6 protein-coding genes are annotated in these 18,147 nt (G+C 51.9%); 3 read left to right on the forward strand and 3 right to left on the reverse strand.

Annotated elements, in window-relative coordinates; translation table 11 throughout:
• Window positions 1-54 precede the first annotated feature (54 nt).
• From V2I46_06750 to V2I46_06760, 3 genes are read right to left on the reverse strand one after another with little or no spacing between them, the layout of a single operon-like run.
• Window positions 55-1,050 (reverse strand): DUF6427 family protein, encoded by a 996-nt coding sequence (locus V2I46_06750; protein ID MEE4177193.1) that lies wholly within the window; start codon window positions 1,048-1,050, stop codon window positions 55-57.
• A 10-nt stretch (window positions 1,051-1,060) separates the two neighbouring features.
• Window positions 1,061-2,341: a phosphoribosylamine--glycine ligase gene (purD, locus tag V2I46_06755; protein ID MEE4177194.1), complete on the reverse strand. Its 1,281-nt coding sequence runs from the start codon at window positions 2,339-2,341 to the stop codon at window positions 1,061-1,063.
• 59 nt (window positions 2,342-2,400) lie between these two features.
• Window positions 2,401-4,455 (reverse strand): M3 family metallopeptidase, encoded by a 2,055-nt coding sequence (locus tag V2I46_06760; protein MEE4177195.1) that lies wholly within the window; start codon window positions 4,453-4,455, stop codon window positions 2,401-2,403.
• 399 nt (window positions 4,456-4,854) lie between these two features.
• On the opposite strand from V2I46_06760, the gene V2I46_06765 reads away from it, so the two are divergent.
• Genes V2I46_06765 through V2I46_06775 form a run of 3 tightly spaced genes read left to right on the forward strand, consistent with a single transcriptional unit; the run spans window position 4,855 to window position 18,118 of the window.
• Complete coding sequence (locus tag V2I46_06765) at window positions 4,855-10,374, forward strand: T9SS type A sorting domain-containing protein (GenBank protein MEE4177196.1); 5,520 nt, start codon at window positions 4,855-4,857, stop codon at window positions 10,372-10,374.
• 28 nt (window positions 10,375-10,402) lie between these two features.
• The gene (locus V2I46_06770) at window positions 10,403-16,804 is read left to right on the forward strand and encodes a PKD domain-containing protein (GenBank protein MEE4177197.1); all 6,402 of its coding nucleotides are present in this window, start codon (window positions 10,403-10,405) and stop codon (window positions 16,802-16,804) included.
• A 57-nt stretch (window positions 16,805-16,861) separates the two neighbouring features.
• Window positions 16,862-18,118: an arginine deiminase family protein gene (locus V2I46_06775; GenBank protein ID MEE4177198.1), complete on the forward strand. Its 1,257-nt coding sequence runs from the start codon at window positions 16,862-16,864 to the stop codon at window positions 18,116-18,118.
• Window positions 18,119-18,147: the final 29 nt, after the last annotated feature.

Raw genomic sequence — 18,147 nt, forward strand, 5'->3', positions numbered from 1 at the left:
ATGGGAGAGATTCAGAACCCTGAGAATGATACAAAAGCCAATCATTTAAAGGCTTCAATAACCCCAGTAAAGGACTTTCCCGGCAATGATCAGGAAAAGAAATCCATAAAACCATAGCTCGGCAAGCCATTTCTTTCTTAATTCAAGCAGGAATAGTGAGAAAACCACACTGAGCGGGATCATCACCATGGCCAGATGCACTTCGAAATTATTATTGAATACCAGGAAGGTCGTCAAGGAAACAAGAAAAAAATACCCCAGCACCTTGAAGCGCTTTCTTAGTCTGACTGGTTTATCGTTGACATAAGTGAGATAAACTTTCAGGAAGGCAAACAGGGCAATGGCAGCCAGGGCAATGGCCAGAACAATGGAAAAGACCGGGAGGGGATGTTCAAAAATCTGAAAGGGGGAGAAATGATTGATCATTTCATCAATCCTAACCCTGAGTTGATCGGTCAGGTAATAATAAGTAAAAAGGAAAAAGAAAGGGCTGAGAAACCCCATCAATGCCGCTGCAATACCGCGGATATTCATTAAAAAATAAACCAGCATGGCTAAAATCAGCCAGGTAAAAAACAAAAGTGCCGGATAATAGAAAAGACCTGCCAATGCAACCAAAAAACCGACATTAAAGACTTCAACCATCACCGCCCCCTCGGAATAGGCTACCAGTGTTCGGGCCAGTGCGATCATCAAAAAAAAGTTGGCAAACAATACAGGATGCAACTGGAGCAATTCAGGATGACTGCTCATCATAAGCAGGTATATAAAGCCTGGCAACCATGAGGGCTTGCCCAGCAGGTTGTTTGCCTGAACCATATTATTCAGCAAAAATACCTGCAAAACAAGCAAAAGAAAAGCAAGCATCCTGCTGAAGAATGGATGGATCTGATTAACCCCCCCTATCAAATTATAAAAGGGCCCCTGATCAAAAATTGCAGGTACAGCTTTTTTATAAAAAATGAAACCATCAGCCCATAGCAGCATTCCCATAACCAAAATCATGATGGGGATCGCTGGTGCATTCCGCTTAAAAATCCGGATGACCATACTTTAATCTTTATTTTGCTAAAAGGTCTTTTCCAATATCCCTGCGATAATATTTTCCCATATAATCCACCAGGCTGGCATTGTGGTAAGAAATTTTCAAGGCTTCAGGCAGCTCCGTTGCGAGTGAAGTAATGGCAATGACCCGCCCCCCGCTGGTAAGCGGTTGCTGCCCCTCCCCTTTCAGGCCTGCATAAAAGAGCAGGCTATCATGGACATTTTCAAGACCGGTAACCATGAAGCCTTTTTCATAAGGTCCGGGATAACCACCCGAAACCAGCACCACGGTCGCAGCATAATCGGGCATTATTTCAACAGTTTGGGTGTGGAGCGTCCCTTTCGCCGCAGCTTCAAACAGGCTCACCAGATCGGATAGAATGCGAGGCAAGATCGCCTCTGTTTCAGGATCACCCAAGCGGGCATTGTATTCAATTACATAGGGATCGCCTTCCACATTCATAAGCCCGAAGAACAGGAATCCGCAATAGGGGATATTCTCCTTTTTCAGCCCTTCAATGGTAGGGATTACGATCCGCTTCTCAACCTTATCCATAAAGTCTTTCCCCGCAAAAGGCACAGGGGAAACCGCCCCCATACCCCCGGTATTGGGTCCGGAATCCTTTTCACCCACCCGCTTGTAGTCTTTAGCCGAAGGAAGCAAGCGGTAGTTATGTCCATCGGTCAGGGCAAACACTGACAATTCGATTCCTTGAAGGAACTCCTCCACCACCACCGTAGCTGAAGCTTCCCCGAAGGGTTCTTCCAGCAGCATCTCTTCCAGGGTCTGCGTGGCCTCTGCAAGGGTTTCACAAATAATCACTCCTTTCCCGGCAGCCAGGCCATCTGCTTTCAGCACATAAGGCGCCGCAAAGGTTTCAAGGAAAGCTTTCCCTTCATCCAGCGTTTCTTTTGTAAAAGAACGGTAACGGGCTGTCGGGATTCCGTGCCGCACCATAAATTCTTTTGCAAAGGCTTTGCTTCCCTCAAGTGCCGCACCAGCTTTTCGGGGACCCACCATCAGAACGTGGTTCAAATCGGGATTATCAGCAAAATAATCGGCGATTCCGCGTACCAGGGGCTCTTCAGGACCCACCACAACCATATCGATACCGTGTTTCTGCACGAACTGCCCCACAGCTTCAAAGTCATTGATTGCGAGTTCAATGTTTTCGCCCACCAGTGAGGTTCCGGCATTTCCTGGTGCAATAAACAATCTGCTGCAACGGGGGCTTTGGGCAATTTTCCAGGCCAGGGCATGCTCCCGTCCGCCTGAACCCAAAATCAGAATCTGCATCATAGGTGAAGAGGTTTTGATTTCATCAATGAATAGGCTTCAAAATTACAACAAAAATACTAGCTGAGTCCTTCCCTTTCCAATAGGGCTTCAATGGTGGGTTCACTTCCCCTGAAACGTTTATACAACAGCATGGGATGCTCACTTCCGCCTTTTGAGAGGATGTGCTCGCGGAATGATCCTGCCGTTTCCCGGTCAAAAATCCCCCGCTCCTTAAACAGTTTAAAGGCATCGGCATCCAGGACCTCAGCCCATTTATAACCATAATAACCGGCAGCGTATCCTCCGGCAAAAATATGGGCAAAGGAGGCGCTGATCAGCGTATCGCTAACGGGCGGGAACAGCCTGGCGGGTTCCATGGCTGCTGCCTCAAATGCCTTTACAGGCCCCTCAACGGGTTCTGTAATGCTATGCCAGGCCATGTCGTTAAGGCCAAAGCCCAGTTGCCTCATTGCCGCAAAGGCTGCGTGAAAGTTCTGGGTGGCCACAATCTTCTCCAGCATTTCGGCTGGGATTTTTTCACCGGTAAGATAATGCCTGGCAAAAAGGTCGAGATATTCCTTTTCCACGGCCCAGTTTTCCATAATCTGGGAGGGCAGCTCCACAAAATCGCGGAAAACGCTGGTCCCCGACAAGTCGGCATAAGTCACCTGCGAAAACATCCCGTGAAGGGCATGGCCAAATTCATGCAGGAAGGTGTTAAACTCCCCGTGGGTCAACAGGGAAGGCTTGGTTGCCGATGGGCGTGTAAAGTTGCAAACAAGGGAAATATGGGGTCTATTATCGACACCATCAATCCGTTCCTGTTCACGGAAGCCAGTCATCCAGGCCCCGGCGCTTTTTCCTTCGCGTGGGAAGAAATCCAGGAATAAAATAGCCAGGAATGTGTCCTGTTCATCGTATACTTCATAGGCGGTTACCTCAGGGTGATAAACCGGGATATCCTGGTTGGGAACAAAGCGCAGGCCCCACAGCTTTCCGGCCAATTCAAATACCCCTTTTTTCACCTGTTCCAGTTCAAAATAAGGCCTCAGCAACTCCTGATCAAAGTCAAACCTTGCCTTACGCATTTTCTCTGCATAATAATACCAGTCCCAGTATTCGATCAGATGATCTGCCCCCAGTGTAAGGGCCAGTTGCTGCACCTCATCCAGGTCTTTCAAGGCTTTAGGTTTAGCCGCTTCCAGCAATTCTTTAAGAAAATCGTTAACAGCTTTCGGGGTACCGGCCATGCGTTCTTCCAGCACAAAATGAGCATGGGTCTCATATCCCAGGATGCGTGCCCTTTCAAGCCTGAGGTTGGCGATCTGCCTCACCACCTCCCGGTTGTCGTATTGGTTTCCACGGTATCCCCTTTGGTTGGCTGCCCTGAATACCTTTTCGCGCAATTCCCGGCGGTCGGCATATTGCAGGAAAGGCCACATGCTTGGGGCTTTCAGGGTAATCACCCAACCCGATAAATTCCGCTTTTTTGCTTCTTCTGCAGCTGCTTCCAGCTGCGATTCGGGCAATCCTGAAAGGTCTGAAGGATCTTCAAGCTGAAGGAACCAGTCATTGGTTTCCGCCAAAACATTGTCATCAAATTTCAGTGACAATTCACTCAGCTGCCTGGAGATCTCCCGCAACCTGGCCTTCCTGGTGTCATCCAGCCCGGCACCGTTCCTGACGAACATTTTATAGGTTTTCTCCAGCAGGGTCATTTCTTCCGCATTGATTCCCAATCCCTGCCGCTTTGCATAAACAAGCTGCACCCGTTCAAAAAGTGCCTGGTTAAACAGTATGTCGTTGTGGTAATCGGCGAGAAGGGGGGCTACTTCCCTTGCGATGGCCTGCATCTCCGGGCTGGTCTCGGCATCATTCAGGGGATAAAAAACATTGCTCACCCAGTCCAGCATCCTGCCGCTATGCGAAAGGGCTGCAATGGTGTTATCAAAATCAGGGGCTGCTGCATTGCTTACAATGCCTTCAACCTCCTTTAAACCCAGCTCGATGCCTGCCCTGAAAGCCGGAACATAATGTTCTGTTCTAATCTCACCAAAGGGGGGCGTGCCAAAAGACGTACAAAATTCTTTAAACAGAGGATTATTTTCAGTTGAATTGATTTTTTGTGCCATTTCGATAATAAGAATTTAACCGATATATAATTTTGATACCCACATAACCAGGGCCATCTTGAGCTGACCTTTTGCTTCACTAAAACGAAACCCGGAAAGTCATAAAAAGTTTGTGTCTCAGATAAACTGAATGACATTCCTGAACTCCCCATGCAAAAAACAAGCCAGGCTGAAAAGGTGCAAGTTTAGCAATTATTTTCCTGACATTTTCCTGCCACATGCCAGCGGATAAAATACCCGTAGTTTTCCACCGGTTAGAATTGCCTGTTTTTGTCTTAGGGAAAATACACAAAACGCTGACTTAATAGGCGATTACAACAAATAATTTTACAAAAAATTGATGTCTTCCGGCAAGTTGTGTCGTGACAAGCAGGAAAAACGTCAGCAAAGTATTCCAACATGGGGCGAATTTTACGATTTCTTCACGGAAGCGTTTCAGCATTATTTCTTGTGCTGATTCTTCATATTGGCGCATCAGCGCAAAACACCACCTTTTTTTACGAAGGATTTGAGGACAACGGTGAGAACCTTCCAACAGGCTGGGTCAACGCCATGGTGGTGGGTAACGAAAGCTGGCTAATTGGGGAAGGAGCAGGACCTTTTCCAGAGGGCCAGGTTGGATTGCCCGACACGGCAGCCTTTGGAGAACGGAACGCCTTTTTCAGGGTACCTTCCTTTAATCCCTATATCAGCCGTCTGATCACCCCTGCCATTGACCTTGAATTTGCCGTTAACCCTGAACTGACCTTCTGGCATGCCCAGGTGCCTCGTGATGGCTCCAATGCCAAACTGGGGGTTTACATTGCCACCAGCCCTACAGGCCCCTGGACCCTCATTGCCAGTTACCAGAATCCCGTAAACCAATGGATTGAAAGGGTTTTATCTCTCCCCGGAAGCACCAATACCCTTTATCTGGCATTTGAAGGACACTCCGGCCAGGGTTTGGGAGGAAGTGTATGTGTGGATGAAGTAACCATTGTTGAAACCGGAACCTTGCCCCGGGAACTTTCGGCAGTCAACAGCTATCAGCCCACCACCTTCCTGGTTCATACCGGATCGCAAAACAATGAAGTACTGAAGACAGAACTGAGGGTCATCGGGAATACCGGCACCCTGACCCTTGAAAGTTTTAAGGTGGTGTCCCTGAATACCAGCGATGCTGACATTCCCCCGCAGGGAGTGAAATTATGGTATACCACCAATGAGAACTTCACCAACCCCCATCAATTGGGCACCGCTCAAAGCTTCTCAAACGGACAGGTTATTTTCAACCAGTTGAACCACACCCTTCCCACGGGCTATTCCTATTTATGGGTGACCTGCGATGTTGGCACGAATGCCCAGCCCGGGAATTATATAGATGTCAAATTGCCCGCCAATGGCATTACCGTAAACGGGCAAGCCCATCCTTCAGCAGAACAGGATCCTACAGGAACAAGGAAGATTTACGAAACCATTTTCTACGATGATTTCGAACTGGACAAAGGCTGGTCGCTTACCGGCGAGTGGCAGCGTGCAGAGCCTCAGGGACTGGGAGGCCAACAGGAAACCCAGTCGAACACTTCAGGACCCGCTGGTCCCGACTTTGCCGTCAGCGGCACCAAAGTCATCGGAACAGACATAACTGGTCTTGGGACCTATCCAGGGAACTACGAGCCCATGCTCCCCCCCTTGGCTTATGTAGCTACCACACCTGAGATCAGCACGGATTTTTATGCAGATGTAAGACTTAGTTTTCAACGTTGGCTGAATGTGCACCTGTTTGACAATGCGAGCATCGATATCAGTACAGATAATGGTGTCACCTGGACTACAATCTGGGACAACCAGCAGGTTCAAAATACCTCGACCTGGAACCAGATCTCTTACGTAGTTCCCCGGGCAAACCGTCAGCCCTCCGTTCGCTTCCGTTTCACCCTGGGTGAGACTGGCGGTACCAACCTGCAGAGCGGATGGCACCTTGACAACCTGGTGGTGACAGGAACCTATGTTACCACCGATGTGGGCATCAGCGCCCTCATCGCCCCCTTCAATACGTGCAACCTTACCAGCCAGGAAGAAGTCACGGTTACCATCACCAATTTTGGCGCCAGCGCCACCCCTTCCGTGATTCCGGTGGCCTATTCCATTGATAACGGGCAAAGCTGGCAACGCGATACCCTCAGGACTTCCATCCCCGTCGGGGAAAGCCATAACTTCACCTTTGGCCCCCGCGCTGACTTTTCTGTCCCGGGAATTTATGATAACATCTTGCTCAAAACCGAACTGGCAGGCGATCAGGATGACACCAACGACCTGCTGCAAACCAGTGTATTCTCCTTGCCTGTTTTCATTCCTGCCTATTCCGAAGACTTTCAGGAGAGCGACCATTACTGGGCTTCCTATGGTGACAACAGCTCACTGATCCTGGGAACCCCTATGGGAGGAGTAATCGATGAGGCAGCCTCAGGCAGCTTCTCGTGGGTTACCAACCCTTTCGGAAATTACCAACCCAACGAACTATCCTGGGTGGAAAGCCCCTGCTTCGACTTCAGCGGGATGCCCAACCCCGTGCTTGATTTCTTCCTGAATTACCATCTCCCCAATGGCCTTGACGGCGCTGCCATCGATTATTCAATTGATGGTGGTCAAACCTGGTCTCGCCTGGAGCCCCGCAGCCCCGACCTGGCCTGGTACTGGTATAACCACAACAATATTTCGGCCCTGGCCAGCAAGACTGGCAACGGAAGGGGTTGGAGCGGCCTTAGCAATGGCTGGCTGAACCCGCGCATTGTATTGCCCGAAGAGGTTGGCAACCAGAGCTCTGTTAGGTTCAGGCTGATCTTCGCTTCCCAGGAAGTCGCCCTCGATTTTGAAGGCGTGGCTTTTGACATGGTCAGCGTTTATGGGGCGCAGCATGATGTGGGTGTAACCGCATTCATGGAACCCCTCACCAGCTGCAGCCTCAGCGATGTTCAGAATGTTACCGTTGCTGTTGAAAACCTGGGGATCAACACCATCCCGGCTGGCACACAAATTCCCGTGGGGCTCGATTACCATACTGAAAACATTAGCCTTCTGGAGACATTAACTGTGGAAGAAGCGCTCTCTCCAGGAGAGAATGCTTTATTTACTTTTTCGCAGGCTTTCGACATGTCGGCAATAGGGATGTACAACCTGACTGCCTATACCTTGCTGGAGGGTGATGATGACTTTTTCAGCCCAGGCATCTTCAACGATACCCTTTCAGTAACAGTGGAAGTATTTGGAACGCCGGTGGTCGACCTTGGAGAAGACATCTATACCACCCAGCCGCTGAGCGTGGTGCTGGATGCTGGAGCAGGCCATGCTTCCTACCTCTGGCAGGATGGCTCAACCAACCAGACCTTCCAGGTGACCAGCCCCAACACCCAGATTTACTGGGTTACGGTGGGAGATACCAACGCTTGTACAGCCACCGACAGCATCCGCGTCGTTACGTATGACCTGGGACTGACAGCCATTGTAGCCCCACTCAATGGGTGCCAGGCCCCCGAGGGCGAACAGGTCAAGGTAGAGATCACCAATGAAGGCCCCGATGCCTTTGAAACCGGGACGGAGATTCCCCTTCGCCTCTATTTCCAAAACCAGTGGCTGGAAGACAAAACCTGGCAGCTAAGCCAAAACCTGAATCCGGGTCAATCTACCGTGGCTACCTTTAACAGTGTCGTGAACCTCTCTGCCGATGGCGACTACCAGGTAGATGTTTCTCACCAGCTGCACGATGCCAACTCCGCCAATGACAGCATTCACTCCCTGGTCAGTTCACTGGGTTATCCCACCGTAAGCCTGGGCGACAGCATTTACACTCTGATGCCCGACACGGTGCTGCTCGATCCGGGACCAGGCTATGCCAACTATATCTGGCAGGATGGCTCGACCAACCAAACCTTCCAGGTCACCAGCCCCAACACCCAAACTTATTGGGTTACCGTATTCGACAGCCAGGATTGCAGCGCCACAGCTGAAGTGGTAGTAGCTACCTTTGATGCAGGTATTACCCAGATCGTCTCCCCGGGAGATGCCTGTGCCCTCGACGAAAGCGAGCCTGTGACCCTGGCGCTCCACAATCACGGAGTGGATCCCTTTGAAGCAGGAAAAACCTTTGGCATAACCCTTTATGTCGATGGACTCCTGGAAGCCGAAGAGATCCTCACGCTGGAATCTGACTGGGCAGCAGGACAAACCCTGAATCACACCCTGCAACATACGCTGAGCATTCAGGATCAGGGCACCTATTCCCTGGCAGCAGAAATTACCACCCGGGACGCAAATCCAGCCAATGATGATTTTCAGAAATCCCTGGTGATCCATGGATATCCTATCCTGGATATCCCTGAAATGGTTGTAACCAATCAACCTGATACGGTCATTCTGGATGCTGGCCCCGGTCACAGCAGCTATGAATGGAGTACGGGAGCTACTTCCCAAACCATCTCCATTACCAGCTGGGGGACTTACCAAATAACAGTATTCAACGACTTTGGTTGCGAAACCACCGGAAGCATCCAGGTGACTCCTGAATTAATGGACCTTGGCATGGAAGCACTGGTAACCCCAACGGATGGCTGTGCAAACGAATTTATTGATGCCCCGGTAATAGTACAAATTGTAAATGCTGGGAATGTCGTTGTGCCGCAGGGTGAAGAGCTCACCATTCATTACAATGTCGATGATGAGCCCATGGCTTCAGAACAGTTTACAACGACCCAGACGCTTCAACCCGGTGAAACCCACTCATTCACCTTTGCCGGGACCCTGACGCTGGCTGAAATTACTCAAGCCCGCTTTGATCTCTGGCTGGAACATCCTGCCGATGAAAATGCCGGAAATGATGCCCTTGAAAGCATCGTGAACATCAATCCCTTGCCACAACCCGAGCTGGGAGATACGATCTTTAATGCCGAACCCGTGGGACAGGTCCTTCAACTCACCGAGACCTACGAATCCTATTACTGGAACGATGGTTCAACCGGGACGGAATATGTCATCACCTCCCCTTATTCACAATGGTACCACGTTACTGTTACCGACAACAACGGCTGCGCAAACACCGACTCAGTGATGGTGGTGGCCTGGGACCTGGAAGTCTACGATCTGCTGTCGCCCCTCAGCAATTGTACGCTCAGCACCAGCGAACAGGTTGTATTTGTGATGCGCAACAACGGCCCCGACACCTTCCAGTCAGGAAGGAAATTCCGCATCGGCTACAGCGTGAATGAAAACCCGGCAACTTTCCAGGACTTCACACTCAATTCAAGCCTTGGCCCCGGGCAGTTCCGCACCTTTGCCTTCTCGCAGGGTGCTAACCTGGAAGGCACCGGAACTTTTGATGTGGAAGTGTTCATTGACGAACCGGATGTTAGCGATGAAAACAACAACTTCCTGAACGTGGTGGAAGCTCCTGGCCTGCCCTTTGTCGAGCTCGGAGACGACATCTATACCCTCTTACCCGATACGGTGTTCCTGGATGCAGGTCCTGGTTTTTCAGGTTATCTGTGGCAGGATGGTAACACCAACCAAATCTACAACGTATACGAATATGGATGGCATTATGTGATGGTGACCGATCATTATGGCTGTCAAAATGGTGACACGCTGTATGTGGGTGAAAGCACAGGCGTGCCCTTGATAGGCATTCCCGGGACGGACGTAACGGTGTATCCCAACCCCGCCCGGGAAGAAGTCACCGTTCGCATTGTGCAGGAGAACATGGAAGCATTGCGCCTTGAGCTATTGAATCAGACCGGAAGCCGGATCCTGGAAAGGGAACTGGAGATGACCGGACTCCTGGAGGAGAAAATCCAAACAGGCAGGTTGCAGCCAGGGCTTTATTATATCAGGCTTAGCGGGAAACAGGGTGTCATTACCCGGAAACTGATCGTGACGAATCGCCGCTAGGGTTAAATGGGAAAACCGGAGGATACTTATGCAATTGTTGTTAGGATTAAAAAATATTTGCCACCCCCTCCCCTTGAAGGTCAGGAAGTCAGCCTTAATACTGACTCTCCTGGCCGGGTGGCTTATTACCCCCAGCCAGGCCAATGCCCAGTCGTGTACCTCTTTCCCGGTGGACCTTTCCGCCAGTGTGAATGCCAGCTGGTCTAACCCCGAATACTTTACCCCTTCGGGACAGTGCTGCGGAGTATCCGCCGGCACCCAGTGTTTCAGCTATGAGGTGACGCTTCATCCCGGTGCCAATGCCGTTGTCATCAACCTGCTGCGGCAGGGAGGCTCCTGGGGGCAGGTCAATTATTATGTCGATTGCATGAACTTCGGGCCGGTTTATGAAAATGATCCGGTAACCATTTGCCTGGACGGCCCAGGACCTCACACCATAACCTTTTGCCGCACGGCAACTACCACAGCTACTTTCCTGGGCCACCTGAATGCCCAAAACTATACCCCCAACGTTACCCTTGAACCCTTTGATCACGCCTGTACCGCTGATGACATGATCCTGCTGACGGGAGGGTATCCCTCCGGAGGAAGCTACTACATTGATGGTGCCCAGTCCTTTTGGCTCGAGCCGGGCGAAGTAGGACCAGGGTCCTATGAAGTGACTTATGTATATGGTGGGCCGGGAGCCACCTGTGCTGCCACGGCCACCCAGACGATTACTGTCAATCAAACACCCACCGTCACCGTTTCTGATATGACCTTTTGTGATGAATCGGGCCTGATTCCGTTGCACAGCGGGCAACCAGCCGGGGGTGATTACTTCGGAACCTTTGTAAGCGCAAACCTCTTCGATACCGACCTGAGCAGCCCGGGCTCCTATGACATTACTTACCGCTATACGACCCCTGAAGGCTGCCCCGCCGAGGATCAGGCCCAGGTACACATCGACCCCCTGCCCCCCGTCAATGCAGGAGGTGACATCACCATCCCGCAAAGCACCAGCGCCCCGCTAAATGCGGTGGGAGCAAACACCAGCCTTTATCAGTATAGCTGGAGCCCTTCGGCTTATGTGCAAAACCCGGATCAACCCAATACCAACACCATCGCCCTTACTCAATCGCAATTGTTTACCCTCACGGTGACCAACCCCAATACCGGTTGCCAGAGCACGGACCAGATGGCTGTGTTCGTCAGCGGGGGCCAACTTAGCGTAGTACATACCGTTGCAAGCGAAACCACAATCTGTCAGCAGGACTCGGTGAACCTGTTTGTCCTTCCGACAGGAGGATCCGGGAGCTATATCATCGACTGGTATGACTATACCGCCGTCCCCCCCCAACACCTTTCCGATGATCTTTCATTCTGGCATATCCCTGATGTAACCACAACCTACCAGGTGCAGGTGCTCGATGTCGCCAACCCCAATGGGAGGCCTGTCACCCGTTACATTACAGTAGAGGTCATTCCACTGCCGGTGGTCACTCTTGAGCCTTTTGACCCGGTCTGCGGAAACGAGACCTATTACGAACTGACAGGCGCTTCACCGGATGGCGGCTATTTCTCTTTGCCAACAATGAATATCCACAACATCACCAGTGTAAATCCCCTGGAACTGGGCGAAGGCTTCCATACCATCAGCTATACCGTGGTGGAAGGCAACTGCCGCAGCATACAGTCGCAATATCTTGAGGTCTATCCACGCCCGCTGGCCAAATTCTATGCCCAACAGGATTTTTGCCAGATGAATGAGGTGACGTTTCTGAACCTCTCTGAGAATACAAATGATTTCGTATGGCAAATCGGCACGGAAGCCACGGTGACCAACCCTGCTGATCCATTTCAATACAATTTCAGCATTCCCGATGTCACTCGCCTGGTACCTGTTACCCTAACGGCCACCAACACCGATAATGGCTGTACCGACAACCGCACGCGTATCATTGAAGTCATCCCGCCCACCATAGCAAGGTTCAACGTGATAGATCAGGATCTGATCGGATGTGCCCCCTACCCTGTGAAGTTCACCAACCAGACCACTGGCCCTGTGGCCTTCTACCTCTGGGATTTTGGTGACGGCAGTTTTTCCACGCAAACCGACCCTCAACATATTTTTACTAACCATACCGATCAGAACATCACCTTTACGGTAATCCTCTCGGCCATGTCAGGCAATTTTATGTGCCTGAGCCGCGACACCATCGAAGTCACTGTCAGGCCGTTCCTGGAAGCAGGCTTTGGCTTGATGCCCGTGACGGCTTGCAGCCCCTATGAGGCCGAGATCTTCAACAATGCCCTGGGGCTCAATATCACCGAGACCTGGAATTACGGGGATGGCACCCCAGGCTTCAATTCAAGCGATACGATCCTGCAGCACACCTTTAACAACAACACCGCGGATCCGCTGACCTACATCATCTCTCAGATCGTGACCAACCCCCAGGGGTGCGCTGACACCATGCAGGTAGAAATAGAGGTTTATCCTTTCCTGGAATCGGACTTCAGGGCCAGCGTCAACGAAGGCTGTGCCCCGCTGACCGTCACCTTCACCGATGAAAGCGGAGGCGCCGCATACAACTATTTCTATGACTTTGATGACGGAGGTACCTCTGAAGAGAAAAACCCCGTCCATACCTTTGAAAACCAAACCGATCAGACCATTACCTATACGGTGATGCAGGTGGCCTCAAACGACAACTTCTGTTACGATACCACCTATGTGGATATTGTCGTGCACCCGGAAGTAAAAGCCGGTTTCGACTTTATGCCGGCAGTGGTCTGTGCACCTCATCAAACCAACATCACAAACACTTCTTCCGGGAACATCAACAGCTGGAGCTGGACCCTGAACGAAAATGGTGTAACGACTCCTTTGGGCAATACATCCCAGCTGGATCATGTTTTTCAGAACCCTGGTCCCGACCCCATCGACTATATCCTTATCCTGGAAGTAGGCAATGAACAGGGCTGTATAAGCCGCAAGGAATTGCCCATAACGGTGAATCCTGAGGTGACGGCCATGTTTACCGCCAGTGATACCACTGGATGTCAGCCCCTGGCCATAGACTTCTCCAATCAATCGGCCAACGCGCATACCTATCTCTGGGAGTTCGGTGACGGAGGATCTTCTTCACAAGAAAATCCGGGACACGTTTTTGAGAACCAGAACTACAGCACCATGGAGACCTATACGGTAAGCCTGTATGCTGAGTCGTCCTTTATGTGCAACGACACCCGTACCATGGAGATTGAGCTGTATCCCGCCGTGGAGGCCCTCTTCACTGTTGACACCGCTAAAGGCTGCAGCCCTTTCACCGTCAACATTGCCCACGCCTCCAGAGGTGCCAGCCTGTTTGCCTGGGATTTTGGCGATGGCAGTGCGCCTTCCACAGAAGGTGGCGCCAGCCTCACCCACACTTTCACCAATACCACCGACCAGCCTGTGACCCATCAATTGACGCTGGTTGTGGAAAGCCCATTTGGTTGTATGGATACCCTGGAACGGACCATTACCGTTTACCCGGAAGTACAGTCTGCCTTCACCTCCGTAACCGAGGGTTGCCATCCCCTTTCCGTAAACTTTACTAACAATTCCAGTGCCACAGCGCATTATTTCAGCTGGGAATTTGGCGAAGAAGGTTATTCTGCCATCGCCAACCCCGCCTATACCTTCAACAACAGCAGTCATACCGAGAACCTTGACTACCAGGTCAGCCTCCGGGCCGAATCCATTTACGGATGTCATGCCATTTCGACAGAAACCATTACGGTCCATCCGGTCCCTGACCCAAGCTTCCTCTTGTCGGATCTGGCAGGCTGTACCCCCTTCGACCTGGAGATCACCAATCAGTCGGAAGGCGCCACCAGCCATTACTGGACTTTTGGCGACGGAGAATTTTCCACCGAGGGGGGAGGCACCATCAGCCATACCTATACCCTGGCCCCGGGCAACGATATGCAAACCATTGATATTCAATTACTGGTAAGCAACGATTACGGATGCGCCGATTCACTGACACATCAACTGACACTCTATCCACAGATCGTCTCAGCTTTTGAGGCCTCCATTCTTGACGGCTGCCACCCGCTGACCGTGGAGTTCACCAACCTTTCCGAAGGGGCTTCAGCTTATGCCAATTACTTCTGGAACTATGGCGATGGGTTTGAAAGCACTACCGGGCAAGGACAGCACAGCCACACTTTCCTCAACCAGAGCTATACCGATCCGGTGACCTATACCGTGGAACTCATGGCCATGAATGCCAACGCCTGCAGTGATGTGCAAACCCTGGAGATCACTGTCCAGCCGGCTCCCCTGACCACCTTCAACATTTCAGACCCTGTCGGCTGTTCCCCCCACGACTTTGTCATTGATAACGCTTCCCTGGGAGGGACTTCCTATGTGTGGGATTTCGGTGATGGCAGTCCGGCCATGACAAACAACGACTTGCAGATCCCTTACGGGTACCAGAACCCGGCAGGCAACGATCCGGCCCAGTACATCATTCATCTGGAGGGCACCAATGACCTGGGCTGTACCCGGTCGTATGAACAGGTCGTTGTCGTTTACCCGGAGGTGGAAGCCGCCTTTGCTTCGGAAATCGAAGGTTGCCATCCCCTGAATGTTGACTTTGAAAACCTGTCGGTAGGCGCCACCAATACCCTCTGGAACTTTGGTGAGGGCAACAATTCACAGCAGCTCAACCCCACGCACCTGTTCCTGAATCACAGCTACACCGAACCGGAATCTTTTGTGGTAACGCTCTACTCAGAAAATGACTGGGGCTGTTCCGACCTTACCACCGATACCATAACGGTGCTGCCATTGCCCCTGTCGAACTTCGACTTACTGAGCCGCAGCGGCTGTTCACCCTTCAGCACGGAGATCTACAACCTGGCCGAAGGGGCCCTCAATTACGACTGGGATCTGGGTAATGCCACCTACGACGGAAGCGATTCAGCCTTCAGTCATACCTGGCACAACACCACCGGTGCGCCCCTCCATTATTCCCTCTGGCTGAACGTGGAAAACGAATTCGGCTGTGTGGATCAAAGCATGCAGTCCATCACCGTCTACCCGGAGGTTCAGGCTGATTTCACCACTTCCGATGGTGTGGTGGAAGGCTGTTCACCCTTTGAAGTGCAATTTGTCAACCAATCAGAACTCACCCAGGAATATGTCTGGGACTTTGGCGACAGCACCGGCACGGCAGGTGCCAACCCCTGGCACGCCTTCACCAACGAAGGTCCCGACAATGCGGTCTTCACCGTGCAGATGGAAGGCACCAGCCTCTTTGGCTGCAAGGACACCACCTGGCTCGACATCACTGTTTTTCCAAGCCCGCTAGCCAAATTCGATGCCACCCCAAAAATCCAGGTCTATCCCTCGCGAACCATCTCGCTGGATAACCTGAGCAAACCCGGTTACTGGAACTACCACTGGAGCTTTGGCGACGGCAACGGACAGGAAACCACTTCGCCCGACACCTTCGACTATACTTATGGGGAGTGGGACATCAGCGACCTGAGCACCCGGACCTTCACCATCGACCTGGAAGTGGAGAACCAGGGCTGCACCAGCAGCTACAGCCAGGAGATCACCATCACCTCACCGGTGCCACTGGCGCAGTTCTCGCCTTCAGCCCAGGGCTGTGCACCCTTTGATGTGCAGTTCTACAACCTCTCACAGCATGCCCACAGCTATCTGTGGACCTTTGGCGACGGCTCCTTCTCCATCGATGAAGAGCCCCACCACCTGTTCATGGATCCCGGCCTTTACGAGATTCAGCTGGTGGCCTATGGCGATGGAGGCAGCGACACCACCTACCAGTATGTCACCGTCCACGCCAATCCCGTGGCCGACTTCTCGCTGGTCAAGCCCCTCATCGAGATTCCCTATGAACCCCTCGAGGTCCTGAATCATTCGGTGGGAGCCGACTTCTATCACTGGGACTTTGGCGATGGCAACACCAGCGTGGAATTTGAACCCGTGCACTGGTACCAGTACCCGAACACCTATACCATCACGCTGGCGGTGGCCACCGATACCCAGCCGCAATGCTTCGACACCCTGCAGCTGGACAATGCCTTACTGGTGCAGACTGCCTGTACCGTGGTATTCCCCAACGCCTTCACCCCGCAGGAATCAGGCCCCCACGGCGGTGCCTGCGACCCCTACGACCTTGACAATACCACCTTCGAAGTGTTCTATCCCAAAATGGACCCCAATATGGGAGAGATGAAACGCTATGAACTCGAGATATTCAACCGGTGGGGCGAGCTGATCTTTTACAGCGATGACCCCTATGTAGGATGGGATGGCTATTACCGGGGCCAGCTCGGCAACACCGACGTCTATGTCTGGAAATTCTCCGGCGTATGCAGTAACGGCAAGCCCCTCAATATGGTAGGCGACGTCACCCTGGTCCGCTAGGTTTAAATTGCTAATTTTACACCCGTTAAATCAATGCGTTAAACAAAAACCAATGTCATGCAGGTAAATTTACCCACCCAGATCAACTCCGAGATTGGTGAACTGGAAGGCGTGGTGATCCACACCCCCGGTCCGGAAGTTGAGAACATGACCCCGGAAAACGCGGAACGGGCGCTTTACAGCGACATCCTCAACCTGGGCGTGGCCACCAAAGAGTACAACCAGTTTAAAAGTGTGCTGAAGCTTCATTCGCAAGTGTTTGAAGTGAAAGACCTGTTGCGCGAGATCCTGCGCAACGAGAAGGTAAAGGATAGCCTGGTGAAGAAGGTCTGCCGCAACGAAGAAGCCGGCTGCATTGGCGACCATCTGATGGCTATGGACGAAACCGCCCTGGCGGCGGCCCTCATCGAGGGCGTGCCCCTCATCAACGACAGCCTGACCAACTTCCTGAGCAAGGAGCGTTTTTCACTCCGTCCCCTGCATAACTTCTTCTTCACCCGCGATGCCGCCATTTCCGTTTACGACAATGTGCTGGTGGGCAGCATGGCCTCGCCCATACGGCTGCGCGAATCGCTGATCATGGAAGCCCTTTTCGACTTCCATCCCGCCTTCAGCACCAAGACCATCAACCCGCATAACAGCGGGATCAAAGGCATTGCCATCGAAGGCGGCGACGTGCTCATCGCACGCGACGACATCCTGCTGTGTGGCATCGGCTCGCGCACTTCCAGCCAGGGCATCGATTTCATCATCCAGCAACTGAAGCACAAAAAAGAAAAACAGCATATCCTGGTCCAGGAGATCCCGCTCACCCCCGAGTCGTTCATTCACCTCGACATGGTGTTTACCCTGCTCGACCGCGACCAGTGCATGATCTATGAGCCGGTGATCATGAAGATGAACAAATACCAGACCGTTCATATCTATGTGGAAGGCGGGCAGGTAAAATACATCCGCGAGGAGGAGAACCTGCTGCAGGCGCTGAAGAAGCTGGGGATGGACCTCATGCCGGTGCTGTGCGGTGGTCCGGAGGATCGCTGGCAACAGGAACGCGAACAGTGGCACAGCGGCGCCAACTTCTTTGCTGTCGGGCCGGGCAAAATTATCGGCTACGCCCGCAACAGCAAAACCCTCGAAGCCCTCAACAACAGCGGCTACGAAATATTGAAAGCCAACGACCTGGTCAAGTGTAAGATAAAGGTCGACGACTATAAGAAATACGTGGTGACCATCGACGGCTCCGAGCTTCCCCGCGGAGGCGGCGGCGCCCGATGTATGACCATGCCCGTAAGCAGGAAACCTGTTGAGTGGTAATTGCGTAGAATAAATTAAAGATGAAGAAT

Origin of the sequence: Bacteroides sp. (assembly GCA_036351255.1) — a bacterium.
Taxonomy (GTDB): domain Bacteria; phylum Bacteroidota; class Bacteroidia; order Bacteroidales; family UBA7960; genus UBA7960.